Origin of the sequence: Haloferax marinisediminis, from assembly GCF_009674585.1 — an archaeon.
Lineage (GTDB): Archaea > Halobacteriota > Halobacteria > Halobacteriales > Haloferacaceae > Haloferax > Haloferax marinisediminis.
The window spans coordinates 261,162-277,482 of record NZ_WKJP01000001.1 but is presented as its reverse complement, the minus strand read 5'-3'; the positions used below and the strand labels follow the sequence as shown (position 1 = coordinate 277,482).

General features: G+C 63.0%; 24 protein-coding genes. 12 read left to right on the top strand and 12 right to left on the bottom strand.

Going from position 1 to position 16,321, the window contains the following annotated elements:
* The 3 genes from GJR98_RS01510 (at nucleotide 1) to GJR98_RS01500 (ending at nucleotide 3,360) form a co-directional block, all read left to right on the top strand.
* Nucleotides 1-1,815: a ribosome biogenesis/translation initiation ATPase RLI gene (locus GJR98_RS01510; RefSeq protein ID WP_151134771.1), complete on the top strand. Its 1,815-nt coding sequence runs from the start codon at nucleotides 1-3 to the stop codon at nucleotides 1,813-1,815.
* A gap of 138 nt (nucleotides 1,816-1,953) precedes the next feature.
* On the top strand, nucleotides 1,954-2,811 hold the full coding sequence (locus GJR98_RS01505) for a VOC family protein (protein WP_151134769.1): 858 nt from the start codon (nucleotides 1,954-1,956) through the stop codon (nucleotides 2,809-2,811).
* Between the two features lie 66 nt (nucleotides 2,812-2,877).
* The gene (locus GJR98_RS01500) at nucleotides 2,878-3,360 is read left to right on the top strand and encodes a YbhB/YbcL family Raf kinase inhibitor-like protein (RefSeq protein WP_151134768.1); all 483 of its coding nucleotides are present in this window, start codon (nucleotides 2,878-2,880) and stop codon (nucleotides 3,358-3,360) included.
* Nucleotides 3,361-3,411: 51 nt separating this feature from the next.
* Here the strand turns inward: GJR98_RS01500 and GJR98_RS01495 are convergent, their stop codons facing one another.
* From GJR98_RS01495 to GJR98_RS01480, 4 genes are all read right to left on the bottom strand, one after another.
* A complete protein-coding gene (locus GJR98_RS01495; protein ID WP_151139362.1) occupies nucleotides 3,412-4,566 on the bottom strand; it encodes an MFS transporter in 1,155 nt (384 codons plus the stop codon).
* A 227-nt stretch (nucleotides 4,567-4,793) separates the two neighbouring features.
* The gene (gene rtcA, locus GJR98_RS01490; protein ID WP_151134766.1) at nucleotides 4,794-5,810 is read right to left on the bottom strand and encodes an RNA 3'-terminal phosphate cyclase; all 1,017 of its coding nucleotides are present in this window, start codon (nucleotides 5,808-5,810) and stop codon (nucleotides 4,794-4,796) included.
* Complete coding sequence (locus tag GJR98_RS01485; protein WP_151134764.1) at nucleotides 5,811-6,260, bottom strand: universal stress protein; 450 nt, start codon at nucleotides 6,258-6,260, stop codon at nucleotides 5,811-5,813.
* Nucleotides 6,261-6,319: 59 nt separating this feature from the next.
* Complete coding sequence (locus GJR98_RS01480; RefSeq protein ID WP_151134762.1) at nucleotides 6,320-6,841, bottom strand: archaemetzincin family Zn-dependent metalloprotease; 522 nt, start codon at nucleotides 6,839-6,841, stop codon at nucleotides 6,320-6,322.
* A 39-nt stretch (nucleotides 6,842-6,880) separates the two neighbouring features.
* On the opposite strand from GJR98_RS01480, the gene GJR98_RS01475 reads away from it, so the two are divergent.
* The 4 genes from GJR98_RS01475 to npdG all read left to right on the top strand — a co-directional run bounded on the left by GJR98_RS01475 (nucleotide 6,881) and on the right by npdG (nucleotide 9,165).
* Nucleotides 6,881-7,300 carry a UPF0146 family protein gene (locus GJR98_RS01475; RefSeq protein ID WP_151134760.1) on the top strand — a complete coding sequence of 140 codons (420 nt, stop codon included), beginning with the start codon at nucleotides 6,881-6,883 and terminating at the stop codon, nucleotides 7,298-7,300.
* Between the two features lie 37 nt (nucleotides 7,301-7,337).
* On the top strand, nucleotides 7,338-8,192 hold the full coding sequence (locus tag GJR98_RS01470) for a TIGR01548 family HAD-type hydrolase (RefSeq protein WP_151134758.1): 855 nt from the start codon (nucleotides 7,338-7,340) through the stop codon (nucleotides 8,190-8,192).
* A 13-nt stretch (nucleotides 8,193-8,205) separates the two neighbouring features.
* Complete coding sequence (locus tag GJR98_RS01465; RefSeq protein ID WP_151134756.1) at nucleotides 8,206-8,415, top strand: DUF7534 family protein; 210 nt, start codon at nucleotides 8,206-8,208, stop codon at nucleotides 8,413-8,415.
* An 81-nt stretch (nucleotides 8,416-8,496) separates the two neighbouring features.
* Nucleotides 8,497-9,165 carry an NADPH-dependent F420 reductase gene (gene npdG / locus GJR98_RS01460; RefSeq protein WP_151134755.1) on the top strand — a complete coding sequence of 223 codons (669 nt, stop codon included), beginning with the start codon at nucleotides 8,497-8,499 and terminating at the stop codon, nucleotides 9,163-9,165.
* 34 nt (nucleotides 9,166-9,199) lie between these two features.
* Here npdG and hisE read toward each other — a convergent pair whose 3' ends face one another.
* From hisE to GJR98_RS01445, 3 genes are all read right to left on the bottom strand, one after another.
* A complete protein-coding gene (gene hisE, locus GJR98_RS01455) occupies nucleotides 9,200-9,502 on the bottom strand; it encodes a phosphoribosyl-ATP diphosphatase (RefSeq protein WP_151134754.1) in 303 nt (100 codons plus the stop codon).
* A gap of 92 nt (nucleotides 9,503-9,594) precedes the next feature.
* Nucleotides 9,595-10,197 (bottom strand): pyridoxal 5'-phosphate synthase glutaminase subunit PdxT, encoded by a 603-nt coding sequence (gene pdxT / locus GJR98_RS01450; RefSeq protein WP_151134753.1) that lies wholly within the window; start codon nucleotides 10,195-10,197, stop codon nucleotides 9,595-9,597.
* Nucleotides 10,198-10,253: 56 nt separating this feature from the next.
* The gene (locus tag GJR98_RS01445) at nucleotides 10,254-10,418 is read right to left on the bottom strand and encodes a preprotein translocase subunit Sec61beta (RefSeq protein WP_151110704.1); all 165 of its coding nucleotides are present in this window, start codon (nucleotides 10,416-10,418) and stop codon (nucleotides 10,254-10,256) included.
* Between the two features lie 136 nt (nucleotides 10,419-10,554).
* Here GJR98_RS01445 and GJR98_RS01440 point away from each other — a divergent pair, with 136 nt between their 5' ends.
* Nucleotides 10,555-10,836, top strand: a complete 282-nt coding sequence (locus tag GJR98_RS01440; protein ID WP_225316350.1) for a thioredoxin family protein — start codon at nucleotides 10,555-10,557, stop codon at nucleotides 10,834-10,836.
* A 99-nt stretch (nucleotides 10,837-10,935) separates the two neighbouring features.
* Nucleotides 10,936-11,082: a 50S ribosomal protein L40e gene (locus GJR98_RS01435; protein WP_151134750.1), complete on the top strand. Its 147-nt coding sequence runs from the start codon at nucleotides 10,936-10,938 to the stop codon at nucleotides 11,080-11,082.
* Nucleotides 11,083-11,098: 16 nt separating this feature from the next.
* Here the strand turns inward: GJR98_RS01435 and GJR98_RS01430 are convergent, their stop codons facing one another.
* Both GJR98_RS01430 and GJR98_RS01425 read right to left on the bottom strand, forming a co-directional pair.
* Complete coding sequence (locus GJR98_RS01430) at nucleotides 11,099-11,470, bottom strand: hypothetical protein (RefSeq protein WP_151134748.1); 372 nt, start codon at nucleotides 11,468-11,470, stop codon at nucleotides 11,099-11,101.
* Between the two features lies 1 nt (nucleotide 11,471).
* A complete protein-coding gene (locus GJR98_RS01425; RefSeq protein WP_151134746.1) occupies nucleotides 11,472-12,098 on the bottom strand; it encodes an MBL fold metallo-hydrolase in 627 nt (208 codons plus the stop codon).
* Between the two features lie 194 nt (nucleotides 12,099-12,292).
* Between GJR98_RS01425 and GJR98_RS01420 the strand changes: the two genes are divergently transcribed.
* Genes GJR98_RS01420 through GJR98_RS01410 form a run of 3 tightly spaced genes read left to right on the top strand, consistent with a single transcriptional unit; the run spans nucleotide 12,293 to nucleotide 13,695 of the window.
* Nucleotides 12,293-12,463, top strand: coding sequence for a DUF5786 family protein (locus GJR98_RS01420; RefSeq protein ID WP_151134744.1), 171 nt, complete (start codon nucleotides 12,293-12,295; stop codon nucleotides 12,461-12,463).
* The gene (locus tag GJR98_RS01415; protein WP_151134742.1) at nucleotides 12,460-13,074 is read left to right on the top strand and encodes an endonuclease dU; all 615 of its coding nucleotides are present in this window, start codon (nucleotides 12,460-12,462) and stop codon (nucleotides 13,072-13,074) included. The genes GJR98_RS01420 and GJR98_RS01415 overlap by 4 nt, the downstream gene beginning before the upstream one ends.
* A gap of 24 nt (nucleotides 13,075-13,098) precedes the next feature.
* Nucleotides 13,099-13,695, top strand: a complete 597-nt coding sequence (locus GJR98_RS01410) for a uracil-DNA glycosylase (RefSeq protein WP_151134740.1) — start codon at nucleotides 13,099-13,101, stop codon at nucleotides 13,693-13,695.
* A 27-nt stretch (nucleotides 13,696-13,722) separates the two neighbouring features.
* Here the strand turns inward: GJR98_RS01410 and GJR98_RS01405 are convergent, their stop codons facing one another.
* From GJR98_RS01405 to GJR98_RS01395, 3 genes are all read right to left on the bottom strand, one after another.
* On the bottom strand, nucleotides 13,723-14,469 hold the full coding sequence (locus GJR98_RS01405) for a DUF6498-containing protein (protein WP_151134738.1): 747 nt from the start codon (nucleotides 14,467-14,469) through the stop codon (nucleotides 13,723-13,725).
* A 70-nt stretch (nucleotides 14,470-14,539) separates the two neighbouring features.
* Nucleotides 14,540-15,517: a phosphonate ABC transporter, permease protein PhnE gene (gene phnE, locus GJR98_RS01400; RefSeq protein WP_151134736.1), complete on the bottom strand. Its 978-nt coding sequence runs from the start codon at nucleotides 15,515-15,517 to the stop codon at nucleotides 14,540-14,542.
* Nucleotides 15,514-16,269, bottom strand: coding sequence for a phosphonate ABC transporter ATP-binding protein (locus GJR98_RS01395; protein ID WP_151134734.1), 756 nt, complete (start codon nucleotides 16,267-16,269; stop codon nucleotides 15,514-15,516). Before GJR98_RS01395 ends, phnE begins: the two co-directional genes overlap by 4 nt.
* Nucleotides 16,270-16,321: the final 52 nt, after the last annotated feature.

Here is a 16,321-nt window from a genome sequence, read left to right as displayed (position 1 = left end):
ATGGCGGACGATAGTATCGCAGTCGTCGACTTAGACCGGTGTTCTCCGGACCGCTGTAGCTACGAGTGCTCGAACTTCTGTCCGCCGAACCGGACGGGAAAAGAGTGCATCACGCTCCGCGGCGAGGACGCCGAACAGGGGGGCCCCGACCAGGTCCGTATCTCCGAGGAGATCTGTCTCGGTGAGACCTGTGGTATCTGCGTCGAGAAATGTCCGTTCGACGCCATCGAAATCATCAACCTCCCGTCTGAGCTCAACGAAGACCCGACCCACCGGTACGGTGAGAACGCCTTCTCGCTGTACGGACTTCCAGTCCCCGAACCCGGGGCTGTCACCGGTATCCTCGGACCGAACGGTATCGGGAAGACGACGGCCGTCCGCGCCCTCGCTGGCGAGATGGTGCCGAACCTCGGCAACTACGAGGACGAACCATCGTGGGAAGCCGTCCTCGACCGATTCCGCGGCACCGAACTTCAGAACTACATCGAGCGCGTGCAAACGGGCGACGTTTCTATCGCACGGAAACCGCAGTACGTCGACCAGATTCCCAAGCAGTTCGACGGGAAGGCGCGCGAACTGCTGGAGGCCACCGACGAACGCGGCGCACTCGACTCCTACATCGACCGCCTCGACATCGGACCCGTCGTCGACAACGACATCGACACGCTCTCCGGCGGTGAACTCCAGCGCGTCGCGCTCGCAGCGACGCTCGCTCGTGACCGCGACTTCTACTTCCTCGACGAGATTTCGCCGTACCTCGACATCGGTCAGCGCGTCACCGCGGCGCGTCTCATCCGCGAACTCGCCGAAGAAGAGGACCGAGCGGTCCTCGTGGTCGAACACGACCTTGCGATTCTCGACTTACTCGCCGACACGCTCCACGTCGCGTACGGTGAACCCGGGGCGTACGGTGTCGTCACCGACCCCAAATCCGTCAGGAACGGCATCAACGAGTACCTGAAAGGGTACCTCACGAACGAGAACATGCGTATCCGTCCGGGGGCGATCACCTTCGAGGAACACGCACCTCGTGAGACGTCGAAGGCCGAACCGCTCATCGAGTACCCCGAGATTCGGAAGTCCTACGGCGAGGGTGAGTTCTCCCTCGACGTGGACGCGGGGACCATCTACAACGGCGAAGTGCTCGGTATCGTCGGTCCGAACGGGATTGGTAAATCCACGCTCGCTCAGCTTTTCACGGGCGACCTGACGCCCGACACGGGCGAACTCGACTTCGCACTCGACATCTCGTACAAGCCCCAGTACATCGATATCGACCAACCGATGCGTGTGGACGCATTCTTGTCGTCCATCACCGACCAGTTCGGGTCGTCGTACTGGAACACCGAGATTGCGAACCCGCTGCAACTCAACCGCATCATGGAGCGCAACCTCACCGACCTCTCCGGCGGTGAGCGCCAGCGCGTCGCCATCGCGGCGTGTCTCTCGCAGGACGCCGACCTCTACCTGCTGGACGAACCGTCGGCCCACCTCGACGTCGAACAGCGTGTGCAGGCCACGTCGGCGATTCGCCGCTACGCCGAGAACCACGACGCGACGGTCATGGTCATCGACCACGATATCTACATGATGGACCTGCTCGCAGACCGCCTGATGGTGTTCGACGGCGAACCCTCCATCGAGGGTCACGCCTCGAAACCACAGGAGATGCGCGACGGCATGAACGACTTCCTGTCGGACCTCGACATCACGTTCCGCCGCGACGAGCGCACCCAGCGCCCGCGCATCAACAAGCCTGATTCGCAACTCGACCGCGAACAGAAGCGTTCCGGCGAGTACTACTACGCCGAGTAGACAACCCTCGCGTTTCCGTCCTTTTCTCACACCTCGGGCGTCACCGACACGTCTCTGCCTCGCTCGCCACCGACGCATGCGATTGGTTACACCGGTGATACTACGACCATTTTGACGCTCACGCTCGAAGTGAAGACGATGACTGACACATCCTCCGAGACGGCGGCGCTCTCGGATGCGACACACCTCGGACGCGTCACGCTCCGCGTTGGCTCACTCGACAGTGTCGTCCCGTTCTATCGCGATATCGTCGGACTCAGCGTCGACCGTGATGGGTCACGAGCAGTCTGTTCTGCCGGTGGCGACCCACTCGTCGTCCTCGACGAAGACCCGGACGCCCCTCGTCGGACACGAGAGCAGGCCGGGTTGTTTCACCTCGCCATCCGCGTCCCCGACCGGGGTGCACTCGGTGACGCGCTCACCCGAATCCGAGACGGCGCGTCGCTCTCCGGAGCGTCGGACCACCTCGTCAGTGAGGCGCTGTACCTCCGCGACCCAGAAGGCAACGGCGTCGAAATCTATCGCGACCGACCGCGCGAAGAGTGGCCACGAAAACACGATGGTCGCGTAGCGATGGACACGCTCCATCTAGACCTCGAACCACTCCTCATCGCCGCTCACGGTGACGACCACGCGCCAGCAGGAACCGACCTCGGGCACGTCCACCTCGAATCGGCTGACCTCGCTCGCTCTGTCGACTTCTACACCGATGCGCTCGGGATGAACCTCCGTGACGACGGCTATCCCGGCGCTACATTCGTCGCCGCGGGCGAGTACCACCATCACGTCGGACTGAACCGCTGGAACGAGCGAACCGCACCGGCCGGCAAGAGCCGCGGCATCGAGTCGTTCGAAGTCGTCGTCCCCGACACCGACACACTCGATGGCGTCCGCGACTCGCTGGAACAGGCCGGTCACACCGTCGAGGCGTCGGGCGACACGCTCGTCGTCTCTGACCCCGACGGAATCGAGATTCACGTGACTGTCGCGGCGTAACTGAGCGCGAAACCAGTCGCGTCACCTGAACGAATCGTTTTGTCACTACTCTACCAAGTACTGTGTATGGCACCCGACGAACAGCGCGACGCGTCGGACGAGTTCGCTCTCCGGAGTCCGGCGTTCGACGACGGAACGGAGATTCCACGACAGTACGGCTACACGAAGCAGAATCGGAGTCCTCCACTCGAAATAAGTGGCGTCCCGGCGGACGCCGCGTCGCTGGCGCTCGTGATGGACGACCCCGACGCGATGAAACCGGCGGGGAAGGTGTGGGACCACTGGGTCGTCTGGAACATCGACCCCGACACGACCGATATCGCCGACGGAGACGTGCCTGCCGGTGCCGTCGAAGGGACGAACAGTTACGGGTCACGTGGGTACGGCGGTCCGAACCCACCGGACGGTGAACACACCTACCGATTCGCGCTGTACGCACTCGACACGGAACTCGACCTCGAACCGGGCGCGACGAAAGCCCACCTCGAACGGTTCATCGACGGGCACGTCGTCGCGGAGACACGACTGACTGGGACGTACGCGCCGTAAAAACGCTTCTAGGATGCGCACGACCGGTTTCCCCGTCGCGGCGACTGACGATTATCCCCGTCCCCCAGCGAGTTTTTGGGATTCAGGAAGTGAGCGAAGTCGGAGCATCGCGAGTGTTCCGACCACTGGTCCGATTGCGAGGGGTGCGAACGCCCACCGCCACCCGACGGTATCGACGAGGATGGGGACGAGTTGAATCGAAACCGTCGTGAGGAGGAATCCGAGGGCGGTCTGGAGCGTCAGCGCGGTTCCCACGTAACTCACCTCGGCGAGTTCCGTGACACACGTGGAGAACTGGGCCGAGTCGGCGACGATTGCGAATCCCCAGATGAGACAGAACGGAACTAACAGGAGTGGCGACGCACCGAAGACGAACCCAGCAGCGAGACAACAGAGGCCACTGACTATCAAACTGAGGCTCGTCACCGTCGTTCGCCCCCAGCGGTCGGAACCGAAGCCTGCAACCGCTGACCCCACACCACCGATTGCAATCGTTCCGAACGTGAGGATACCCGCTGCGGCCGCCGGGAATTCAACGGTTCCTGAGAGCTGAAGGCTCGCGACGAGATAGAGGGGAATCCACGTCCAGACACCGAACAGTTCCCACATGTGTCCGAAATAGCCGAGATTCGCGAGCAGTGTTCCACGGTCGCGCAGGATTCGCCGCACTGCTCCCGGGTCGAATGGCGCGACAGGTGACTGATACGGCCCCTCGTCGACACGGATGACGAGGAGTCCGCCGAGGACTGCAATCGTGGATGCTGCGATGAGGACGAGTCTGGGACGGCCAATTCCACCACCGATACGAATCAGGTGGGGCAAGGCTGACCCGACGGCAATTGCCCCCGCGAGTATCCCAATCGCTAGCCCACGGTCTTCTTTGAACCACCCCGCAAGGAGCTTCATTCCGGGTGGGTACACACCAGCCATCGCCATCCCGGTGACGAACCTGAGGAAGACCGCGGGGACGAACGAGTCGACAGCAACGGCAATCAGGCTCGTTGCGATGGCCCCGGCGACTGCGGATCCCGCAAATAGGTGCCGTGGCCGAACCACGTCCGCAACGGTGAAAATCGCCGACAGCAGTGCCCCAGTAACGAAACCGAACTGTACCGCCGTCGTCAACCACGCTGTTTCAGATGCGGTGAGATTCCACTCCGCGGCGAGTTCGGGTGCGACAGCGGTCGCACTGAACCACAGCGACATCGCGAGCAGGACGCCGGCAGAGAGAACCACGAGAACTTGCCACCGGTTCGAGGGAGGACTCTCGACCAACTCACCGATATCGCTCGTTGTGACGTATCCCACCCTGACCACCTTGCCCAACTCAGCACTGCTTCTCGACTCGGTGTCGACGAGCGTCTACGATGTTCTCTTGGTCGTGTGTAGTGTTAACATTTATCAACTGTTCGCGCAAGAAGCGGTCGGGTGACCTAGTCGATTCGCTCGACGACGGAACCGTCGTCGCGTTCTCGCACGTCGATATCGTAGCCGAAGGCTCGAATCACGTCGAGGTTGGTCTGGACGTGTTCTGTCACCGCCGGAATCCGGACACGGCCCCCGGCGAGGGCCACCCAGACGAGCAGTTGGTCGGCCATGTGGCGGTCGACGGGCGCATCACTGCGGCACCAGTCGGTGAACGCCTCGGCGGCCTGTGCCCCGACTGCTTCTGCGCGTACGCCACGTTCCCCGTATGCGTCGAACCCCGCGACAATCTCACCACATCGGGCAACGAGGACGACGGCCGTGCCCGGAGAGGTGCTCTCGGCGTAGGTCGCAGACGTCCGAATCGGAACGTCGATGCCTGCCGTCGCGAGACCGTCGCGGACGCCTTCGACCTGTCGGTCGGCGACCGACGCGTCGGCGAGTGCCTTTCCGGCGACGGAGTAGACGTCGAGGCTATCGAGCGGCGGCCGACTGAGGAACTCGACTGGGTTCGGGTCTGCAGGGTCGATGCGAACCGCCAGTCGTCCACCACCTGCGGGGTAGAACCCGCGGCGATTCACGTCGACGTCGAACGAGACGCCGAACGTCGCGCACAGTGGGCGTTTCACGTATCGGAGGTAGTCTGCGGGCGGTGACCACCGAACGTCGGTCCCGCCGGTGACGGTGAGCGTGAGCGAGTCGTCGAGGGCGACGGCGACGGGGAGAAGCGTCTCGCTGACGAGTGTCGTGCTCCCGGCCGTTCCGACCGCCACGTCGACGGGGTCACTCGTCACCGGTCCGGGGTCGAACTGCAGTGTCGACGCGCCTTCGACCCCGCCGTCCACGTCGGCGTCGGCGACTGACTCGGCGACGGAGACACACGCGACGTGTTGTGCTTTGAGTCCCGGCGTCGAACGGTTCCCGCGGATGTTCTTCATCTCGAACGCCTCGCCAGTCACGAGCGAGAGTGAGAGTGCCGTTCGAATGAGTTGGCCGCCGCCTGCGCCCCCGTCGAGGTGGAGCATTCAGCGGACGACGGTGACTGGGCAGGTTGCCCGCTCGACGATTTCTTTGGCGACGCTGCCGACGAGGCCCTCGTAGCGCTTCGAGATACCTCGGTGTCCGACGAAGAGGCCATCTGCACCGACGTCCGTAGCGTACTCGGGAAGTGCTTCGACGGGGTCGCCGTAGAGGAGTTCCGTCGTCGCCTCGATGCCGGCCGACGTGACGTGTTCGAGCGCCTCTTCGAGGATACGTTCGCCGCGTGCTTCTGCATCTTCGAGACTCTCGGCGGTGAGTCGGTCACCCGTGTCACCGATTCCAGTCACCGGTTCGGTCCCTCCTTCCACGACGACGTGTGGTTCCACAGAGTGCACGATGGTGACCGTCGCGCCCAGTGGTTCGAGCATAGTGAGTGCGTAGTCGAGTGCGCGACCAGCGGCCTCAGACCCATCTACTGCAACGACAAAGTTCATGTACGAATACACGTGCCGTGACGAGAAAAAGGGAGGAGACGGCTATCGTGCCGGGAGAATTAGTGGATGAGTCGGCTACAGGTTCCGCAGAGGTTCTCTTCTTTGACGTCGACTTCTCGCACCGTCGGCGAGAACGACATCACGCACTTGTTGTTGTCACAGTGTTCGAGGCCGAGTGTGTGCCCGATCTCGTGGACGACTTCCTTTCGCACGCGGTCGGAGAGCACTTCGTCGGCGGGTTTGTTCGTGATGCCACCGTCGGTGGACGTTTGGAGTCGGTACGTCGAGATGACAGAGCCGTTCCCGTTGAGGTAGGCGAGACCAAAGACGTAGTTTCGGCGGCGGTAGTAGAGGTCCTGCGCCGTGATGCCGATGTTCTTTTCGCCGCGCCCGACCCGACTCGTGAGTTCGATAAATTGTTCAGCGCGGTACTGATTTCGGCTTCTATCGAACGCACCTTCCGGGATGGCCTGATTCGACTGCACGGTCACGTCGCAATCGTAGACGGACCGCAGCCCCGCGGACGCCTCTCGCTTAACTGCAGCAGAGATATCCCCGATAGGCACGATATCGACAAGCATGCGAGGGATTAAGCGGTGGCGCTTCATAAATATCCCGACGTGAGAGGTTCGTTGCGCGACGCTCTCGTAACTCGATTGACGGGTTACGACCGAGTGGTCGAAGTCGGAATCGGTCGGGAAACTGACGTCGCCGCAGAACTCGCCGCCCGTGGCGTCGACGTGGTCGCTGTCGACGTCTACGACGTTCCAGTTCCCGACGGGGTACGGTTCGTTCGTGACGACGTCGTCGCTCGGTCGGACGCACCCGACCTCGGTCCCTACGAGGGTGTCGATGCCGTCTATGCACTGAATTTTCCGGTCGAACTGCACAGCTCGGCAGCCAAAGTCGCACGCCGTGCCGGTGCAGCGTTCTGTTTTACGACACTCGGGTACGACGAACCGTCGATTCCGGTCCGTCGCGAGTCGCTTCCCGGAGATACGGTCTTCGTCGCCGAGGATGGACCGGGTTCCCGTCGATAAGAGTAAGGCACTTGCCTCCCCGTTACACCGTTCACGTATGCACGCGGACGCTGTCGTCTTCGACATCGACGGGGTACTCGTAGACGTCGCCGACTCCTATCGGCGCGCCATCGTCGAGTCGGTCGACCGAACCTACGGCACGACCATCTCCCGTGACGACGTCCAGCAGTTCAAGGACGCCGGCGGGTTCAACAACGACTGGGAACTGACCTACGCGGCGGCACTGTACGTTCTCGCCGCCCGTGAGGCCGACCTCTCGCTCGGCGAGTTCACAGACGAGATTGCCGAACGCGGCGGCGGCCTCGACGCGGCCGAGGCCGTGGTCGAAGCCACGCTCGACGACCCTGCTGTCGTCTTCGACCAGTGGAACCCCGAACAGCTTCGAGAGACGTTTCAGGCACTCTACCTCGGCTCTGACCTCTACCGTGACCTCGAAGGTGGCGACCCGCCGTTCGAGGCGTCGGGCTACATCCACGACGAACCCGTCATCCTCCGTCCCGAGACACTCGACGCAGTTGGCGACCGTGAAATCGGCGTCGTCACCGGCCGACCGTCGGCGGAGGCGGACATCGCGCTCGACCGCGTCGCACTCGAGGTCGACGACGACCACCGCTTTACGATGGACGACTGGGACGAAGGAAAGCCGCACCCAGCGGCACTCGTGACCGTCGCCGAACGACTCGACGCTCGGTCCATCGTCTTCGTCGGCGACACGCTCGACGACGTGAAGACGGCGCTGAACGCCGACGCGGCCGACCCAGACCGCGTCTACTACGGTATCGGCGTCCTCTCGGGTGGCTTGACCGGCGACGACGGACGACAGAAGTTCGCCGAAATCGGTGCCTCGGCGGTCGTCGAAGACGTCAACGACGTGCCGGGACTGCTCGACTGATGGAGGGTCGCTGATGGGTGACTTCCGCGCGTTCATCGTCACGCTGCTCGCGCTCGATGCCGTCGTGTTCGTCGTCGGGTCGGTCTTCGCCCCGCCGGACCCGTTCACGCAACTCCTCTTGGTCGGTCCCGCGCTGTTGCTCGCGCCGGCCGTGGCGTGGTGGCTCGTCTACCTCGACGGGTTCGTGAAGGTCCAGAACCTCTTCGAACCCGACGACGAGTGAAGCGCGCCACTGTCGTTGGATAGTAGGCAGAACCCACCGGTCGCGTAACCCTTTACGTCACCGCAGTTCGCACATGTGAGTATGCGAATCGCACTCCTCGGTGGGACTGGTGACATCGGCGAAGGACTCGCCCTCCGCTGGGCTTACCACACCGACCACGAGGTCATCATCGGTTCGCGCGACCCCGAGAAGGCTCGCGCGAAGGCAGAAGAGTACGAGACCGAACTCTCCAGTCGCGGACGTGACGTCAAGGTAAACGGATTCACGAACGAGATGGCCGCCGACCGCGCCTCGGTCGTCGTCCTCGCCGTGCCGCCGTACCACGTCGCCGACACCATCGAAGCCGTCGCCGACTCGTTGGACGAGGGGGACATCCTCGTCACCCCCGCGACCGGTATCAAACGCGACGACGACGGGTTCCACTACCACCCGCCGAAGGCTGGCAGTGTGACGGCGCTCGTCACCGAGGCGGCACCCGAGGATATCCCGATCGTCGGTGCCTTCCACAACCTCGCGGCCGGTCGCCTCGCCGACCTCGACGCAGAACTCGGTGTCGACACCCTCCTCGTCGCCGACGACCCCGACGCCAAAGAGACGGTCCGCCTCCTCGCCGAGGGAATCGACGGACTCCGTGCGCTCGATGGCGGTGGCCTCGCAAACGCGGCCGAAATCGAGGCGCTCACGCCGCTTCTCATCAACGTCGCGAACAACAACGAGGGCTTGAACGACCTCGGCGTCCGGTTCCAGTAGGCCGCCGAGTAGCGCGCTCGCCCGCGCTCGCCGCTCAGAATCGGTTTTTCAGTTCGTCGCGCAAGTCGTCGAGCGACGCGTCGTTCATCGCGAGCACGACGAGCAAGTGGTAGACGAGGTCCGCGCTCTCGTAGAGGAGTTCCTCTCGGTCGTCGTCTTTCGCGGCGAGGATGGTCTCTGTCACTTCCTCACCGAGTTTTTCGAGAGCGTAGTTCTCGCCTTTCTCGTGGGTGAACAGCGTCGTCGTGTAGGAGTCCTCGGGCAGCTCGGCTTTCCGGGACTCGATGGTCGAAAAGAGTTCGTCGAGAACCTCGTCGGTCGGCGTGTCCGCGTCCATGGTCGGACGACGGACGGGAACGGAAAAAGACCCTCTGATTCCGGCGGCCGTCGCGGGTGCCGTGCCGATTCGTCGTGCTGGTTCGAGACGCCTCAGACCTCGACTTCCAGTTCGCTGAAGAACGCGAGGTCGTGGATTCGACTGTCTGCGGTCAGTTCGGGGTGGAACGACGTTCCGACGACGGGGCCATCGCGGACCGCGACCGGGTTGCCATCCCACTCGGCGAGAACCTCGACACCGCCGCCAACCTCGTCGATGAGTGGTGCGCGGATGAACACCGACGGGAACGGCGAGTCGAGGCCTGCCACGTCGAGTGGGGCTTCGAAACTGTCGACTTGCCGGCCGAAGGCGTTGCGGTCGACAGTTACGTCGACGAGGTCGAGCGTCTCGACACGTTCGTCTTTTGCGTCACTGGATGCGACGATGAGGCCGGCACAGGTGGCGAGAACCGGTTTTCCAGCGTCGACGTGTGCCTTGATTTCGTCGTCGATACCCTCACGTTTGAGGAGGCGCGAAATCGTCGTCGACTCGCCGCCGGGCATGAGAAGCACGTCGCAGTCGGGGACGAGTCCAGCCTGTCGAATTTCGACGATTTCCGCGGCGACGCCGTGGGCGTCGGCGGCCCGTTCGATGGCGTCGGCGTGCTCGGTGACGTCACCCTGTACGGCGATGACACCGGCGCGTAGCGTATCCATAGACGAGTCTCGGGAATGCGAGAAGAAAAATCGACCGTTCGTTCGGTGCGCTGTCGTCAGAACGCGAGGGCGTTCAGCACCAAGATACCGATGCCGAACAGCGTTCCCAACGCGACGACGGTCTTCGGGTCGACTCGAATTGCATTGCGGTCTTCCGCGTCGAAGTAGCGGACGAGACCTGCGCTCGACATCAGACCGCCACTGTTCTGGCCCTTGCTCATACCCCACCGTCTGTGCGTCCGCCGCCTAAACGTTTCGGCTCGTACCCAGCAGCGACGTGTATGGCGTCCGTTTGGAGCAGGGAAATCCACGGGTCGTCCGCCGCATGAGTAATCCTTATGCGCGGGGGCAAGCAAGGTGCGTCGGGATACGATGACTGTTCGACTCTTGGACTTTTACGCAGACTGGTGCGGCCCGTGTAAGACGCAGGACCCAATCCTCGACGACCTCGAAGGCGACTACGAGAGTGTCGAGTTCGAGAAGGTCGACGTCGACGAAGAACAAGACGTGGCCAACCAGTACCAGGTGCGTTCGCTTCCCACGCTCATCATCGAGAACGACGACGGAATCGTCGACCGATTCGTGGGCGTGACCCAGCGTGACGACATCGAAGCAGCGCTGAAGCAGGCAGGCGCGTAAGCACACTCCTACTGCGTTTCTTCGACCGAACCGTATCGACCGTGAGCGGCAGCGATGTGTCTCGCAAGCGTTATACAGGCGTAGACGGGACTCGTATGCATGGCTAGTGACGCTGCGACGAAGCGGACGCTCGAGAAGCAGATTTGCATGCGCTGCAACGCGCGAAACCCGAAGAAAGCAAAATCGTGCCGCAAGTGCGGATACAAGCACCTTCGACCGAAGTCGAAAGAGCGCCGCGCTGCGTAAAATCGCCCGTTTTCTTCTACGATTCTCGCCGGTATAGCACGACGAGCACTGCGACCAGCGCGAGCTGGACGAGTTTGTCGACGACGCCAGTGACGCCGAAGATGTTTGGCCAGTTCAGCGCGACGTAGAGGACGATTTGCCCGGCAGTAAACGGAATCCCGAGAAGAATCGCTCGCCGACGGGTCTGTTCGGACCCGCGGAGGACGGTGACGATTCCTGCTGCGAATCCTGCAGCCGCCGCGATGAAGGCGAGACCGAACGGGTCGGCGAGGTTCGACGAGAGGGCGACTGCACCGAGGACGAGGTGGAGGAGGCCGGTGATGGCTGCGAGCACGACACCGAGGTAATCGAGTCGCGTCAGGTCGGGTCGCGCGGCCGATGTCGCCATCTCAGTCCTCCGGGTACTTTGGTTTCCGTCGCTCGGCCCGTTCGAGGGCCCGCGCGACGACGTCGCGGACGGTGTCTCCGCCCGTCTCGTTCTCGAACACGTCACCGTGTCCTGCGTACATCGATTCGACGGTCTCCGGGAGTCTGTCGAGGAGCGTCTGCAGGCTCGTGATGAGGCGCTCGCGAGACTGTCCCGGGAGATCGGTCCGGCCGAAACTCCCGTCGTCGAACGCGCCGTCGTTGTACACGACGACGTCGCCCGAGAACAGCGAACGACCACTCACGAGCGAGACGTGGTCGGCGGCGTGCCCCGGCGTGTAGACCACTTCGAACGTCTCGTCACCCATGGCGACTTCGTCGCCGTCTTCGATTTCGTGGGTCCGCAACGGATGGTCCGCGTAGGCGTACACGTCCGGGTCGAACTCCTCGACGACTGCAGCTAACTCCCCGACGTGGTCGGAGTGTTGGTGTGTGAGGACCACGGCATCGAGATGGTCTGTGTGTTCGGCGACGACAGCTTCGACGCCGTCCATCGTCCCGGCGTCGACGAGGACGGTCCGGTCGCCGAGGACGAGATAGGCGTTACAGGTGAAGACGTCGGCGTCTTCGGTGACAGAGATGACTTCCATGCGCCACAGTACGTGTCCGAACGAAAAAAACCGGAGGGGAGAGAGACGGACGCCGACGCGAGCGACGACCCTTCGAGTGGAGAGACGACCGGTTCTGGAGGACGAACTCCACGTTGTTACAGCGTAACGACGCACGAACGCCGGAATTCGTGCGGCAAACCATTTTTCAGTCTCGGTCGTGTAGTAGTGAATGTATGGGATTCGGGAGCTACGACGAGTCTGAGCAGGGCGACCAGAACGTCGATTTCGACGAAGAGGACGGCGTAGAGACGAGTAAAGAGAAACACGAGGGCGAAGTCGACTTCGAGATTGGCGCATCGAACGACGAGTTACTCGACCGCCTGCAGGAAATCAAAGACGAGTGAAGTCTGGGACTCGCGCGCTCGGGATTGCAGAGTCGTACCCGGGGACGGCGCGTGTACCAACAGACGGACCGACTGACTCGACTCATTTTTCGGGAGATTCACCGCCAGAGAGCATCCTCTGCGGTGCCGTCGTCCGCGCTGACCGCGTCGTCGACGGACTGGCCTTCGAGACGTGCACTGTCGGCGGTGTCGACGCAACCGACGCTATCGCCTCGCTGTACACGTCGCTCGGCCGCGAAGACGTTCGGTACCTCCTCGTCTCGGGCATCGCACCGGCGTGGTTCAACCTCGTCGACATCGGTCGTCTCGCGGACGAACTCGACAGGCCTGTTCTCTCCGTCTCGTTCGAAGCGAGTGAGGGCCTCGAACCTGCGCTTTCGGAACACTTCTCCGGCGACGCGCTCACGCACCGCCTCGACGTCTATCGCGATGCGCCACCCCGGCATGCCGTCGAGGTAAACGGCGAGCGGCTCTTCGTGCGGGCCGCTGGGTGTGACGACGACGAGGCGGTTCGAGTACTTCGCGCGTTCACACCGACCGGGGGCCGTCCCGAACCGATTCGTGTAGCGCGGATGGCTGCCCGTGCCGCGCGGCAGTTCGTTGGGAATTAAGCCGTCGCCCTCCTCGAAGCGGGTATGGAACACATGGAGGGCCTCTGCGTGACCGACTGCGAGCAGTGTCCCGAACTGGTCGAGTCACGAAGTCGCATCGTCAACGGGGTCGGCCCCGACGACGCCGACCTGCTCTTCCTCGGCGAAGCACCCGGCGCGAAAGAAGACGAAGGCGGCGAACCGTTCGTGGGGCGGTCTGGCTCTGTCCTCGACGATGCGCTCCGCGAGGCAGGCCTCGCCCGCGCCGACGTTCGTATCACCAACTGCGTTCGCTGCCGCCCGCCGGACAACCGCGACCCGAAGACGGAGGAGTTGGCCAACTGCCGTGGCTACCTCGCCCGAGAGTTCGAACTCGTCGACCCCGAACTCGTCGTCACGCTCGGGAAGGTCCCCTCACAGCATCTACTCGACCGGAACGTCGCCATCACGAACGAGGCAGGGTCCATCGTCGATGCCCGCCTCGGCGACGAATCGTACCGCGTACTCCTGTCTGTTCACCCGGCCGCGACGCTCTACGACCGGAGTCAACGCGAAGGCTTCTTCGAGACCATCGCCCGCGCTGCCGACCTTTCTGGTCTCGCGGATTCAACAGACGGACAGGCCAGTCTCGACGACTTCTGAGAACGTTCACTTCTTCGGACCCCAGTCTCACGCCGACGCGTCGCGTGCGTCCCGGTCGGTCGGCGTCCCACCTCGTTCTCGCTTCTCCGCCCGTTTGTTCGCCCGAGCATGCTCTCTGAGGTGTGCCCCAACGTCGAGTGCTGTCTTGACGACGACCATGACGACGAGCGCCGCCGCGGGTGCGCCGGAGGCGGCAACGAGAAACGCGCCGAGGATAATCGTCAGGTGGAGGACGATGACGCGGCGGTACGGTTCGGACATCTGTGCCCCGGGTGAGATAGTCCGGTACTCCTCGTGACCGACGAAGTTGACGACGAACGACCCGCCGTGGCTGAGGAGCGTCGCACCCGCGGCGATGCCGACGGGAACGAGCGGAACACCGCCCACGTCGCCGACGGCGAAGGCGTCGAACGTCCAGACGAACACGCCGTGGACGACCCAGAAGACGCCGTAGTGCATGGCGAAGAAGCCCGCGATGGGAGCGTTCGAGACGTAGAAGTGAAGTTCGTCTCTGGGGTTCTCGGGCGGCGAGAGGTCCACCTGTCGCCCGTTGATAGTCGCAGTTATCGATGACCCGCCTTCGCCGGACCCGCTGGCGGCGAGAATCTTCGGGACGTTCAGCAGTCCGACGACGCCGCTTTCGAGCCAGTAGGCGACCAAGAGCGCCTTGAGACTCCAGTCGAACCAGACGACGCCAACGAGCGGAACGACGTTTGCGGCCACCAACGCCGCGAGTGCGAGTGGCGACGAGACAGCACGTGGTGACCACGACATACGCTCGGTGACGTACGCAACGACGAAAAAACTGTACCGCGAGATGGGAGGTGATTCTCGTCGTGCGAGGTTACTCCCAGAGCGAACGGGCCATCCGCTGTGGGAACTCCACGACGAGTTTGAGGAAACTCGTTCCTTCTTCTTCACCGCGGATGTACGAGCGGACGCGCTGGCTCACGAACTCGACGGAGACCACGAGCAGGAAGATGACGAGAATCGTCGCCATCATGTTCGTGTATTTGAACAGACTCCGCTGGGTCTGCAGGATGTAGCCGATACCGCCACCGCCGATGAGACCCATCGTGACCGCAATCCGGGTGTTGATTTCGAGGATGTACATCGTCCACGCGATGAAGGGCGTGAACACCTGCGAGAGCATCCCGAAGACGACGGTCTGTCGGCGGTTCGCACCGGTCGATTCGATTGCTTCGATGGGGCCGTCTTCCACCTCTTCGAGCGCGTCAGTGAACAGTCGCCCGAGGTTCCCCATCGTGTCGGTGCCGATGGCGAGCGTCGCCGTGAACGGCGAGACACCGCCGAGTGGGATGTAGATGAGCGCCCAGACGAGTGCCGGGATGGCGCGGATGACGCTCATCGTCCCGCGGAAGATGAAGTTGAACGGGTAGGGTGTCACGCGTTCAGACCCGAGCACGCCGAGGAGGAGTGCGCCGGGAATGCCGAGAATCGTGCCGGCAAAGCCCATCGCCAGCGTGACGATGGCCGCGCCGAACAGGTTGCGCTCTTGGATGAACTGCCAGTACGAACCGAAGTCGACGAACGGGAGCACGCCGAACAGCGACGTTCGCGGGAAGAACTCGCCGAGTGCTTCCTGGAACTCCGGCCAGTAGTAGATGATCTCTGCGATCGAAAACCCGACCTCGGCGAGCGCTTGGAAGAAGAAGAACCCAAAGACGAGCGAGAGGACGAACGCCATCCCCCACTTGATGCGCTTCGTGAGTGTGATGTTTCGAAGTGCGCTGTCGAGTCTGCTCGTCGCAGTTCCGCCATCGGTTCGAGCGCCCGAGTTGGTGGTGTCTCGGTCGCTCATACGTGTGCCTCCGTGCCTTCTCGGATGTCCTGTGTCTGGACGTCGCCGTAGATGCGGTCGATGATGTCGACCGTCAGGTCTTCTCGGTAGCCGTCGAAGACGAGTTTCCCGTCACGGAGGGCGAGGAACCGTTCGCCGAACTCGCGGGCGAGGTTGACCTGATGGAGACTCGCGAGCGTCGAGAGGTCACGCTCTTTGGCAGCGCTTCGGATGTAGCCCATCACTGTCTCGGCGCTCGCTGGGTCGAGACTGGCGACGGGTTCGTCTGCGAGGAGGAGACTCGGTCGTTGGACGAGCGCACGGGCGATGCCGACGCGCTGTTGTTGTCCACCGCTCATGTTTCGAGTTCGCTGGTTGGCCTTGTCCAGCAGTCCAACCGTCTCCAGTGCGTTGAGCGCTTCTAGTTTGTCGGGTCGGGAGTGCCACCCGACGAGACTGCGCAGGAACGAGGTGCGGTTGAGTGCGCCAGTGAGCGCGTTTCCGTACGCGCTCAGTTGCCCGAGGACGTAGTGTTGCTGGAAAATCATCGCAACGTCGTTGCGTGGGCCAGAGACTGGTTCACCGTCGATTCGGATTTCGCCCGACGTGGGCTTTGTTATCCCGTTCAGACAACGAAGAAGCGTGGACTTCCCTGCCCCGGACTGACCGAGGAGCACGGCGAATTCGCCGTCCTCGATCGTGAAGGAGACGTCGTCCAACGCTCGGACGTCGCCGAACGCTTTCGTGAGGTTACGTACTTCGATGGTACTCATGGTGTGCCGGCGGACTTCCCGCGTTCTCCCATCGTGGGTGGGGAGTCGCCAA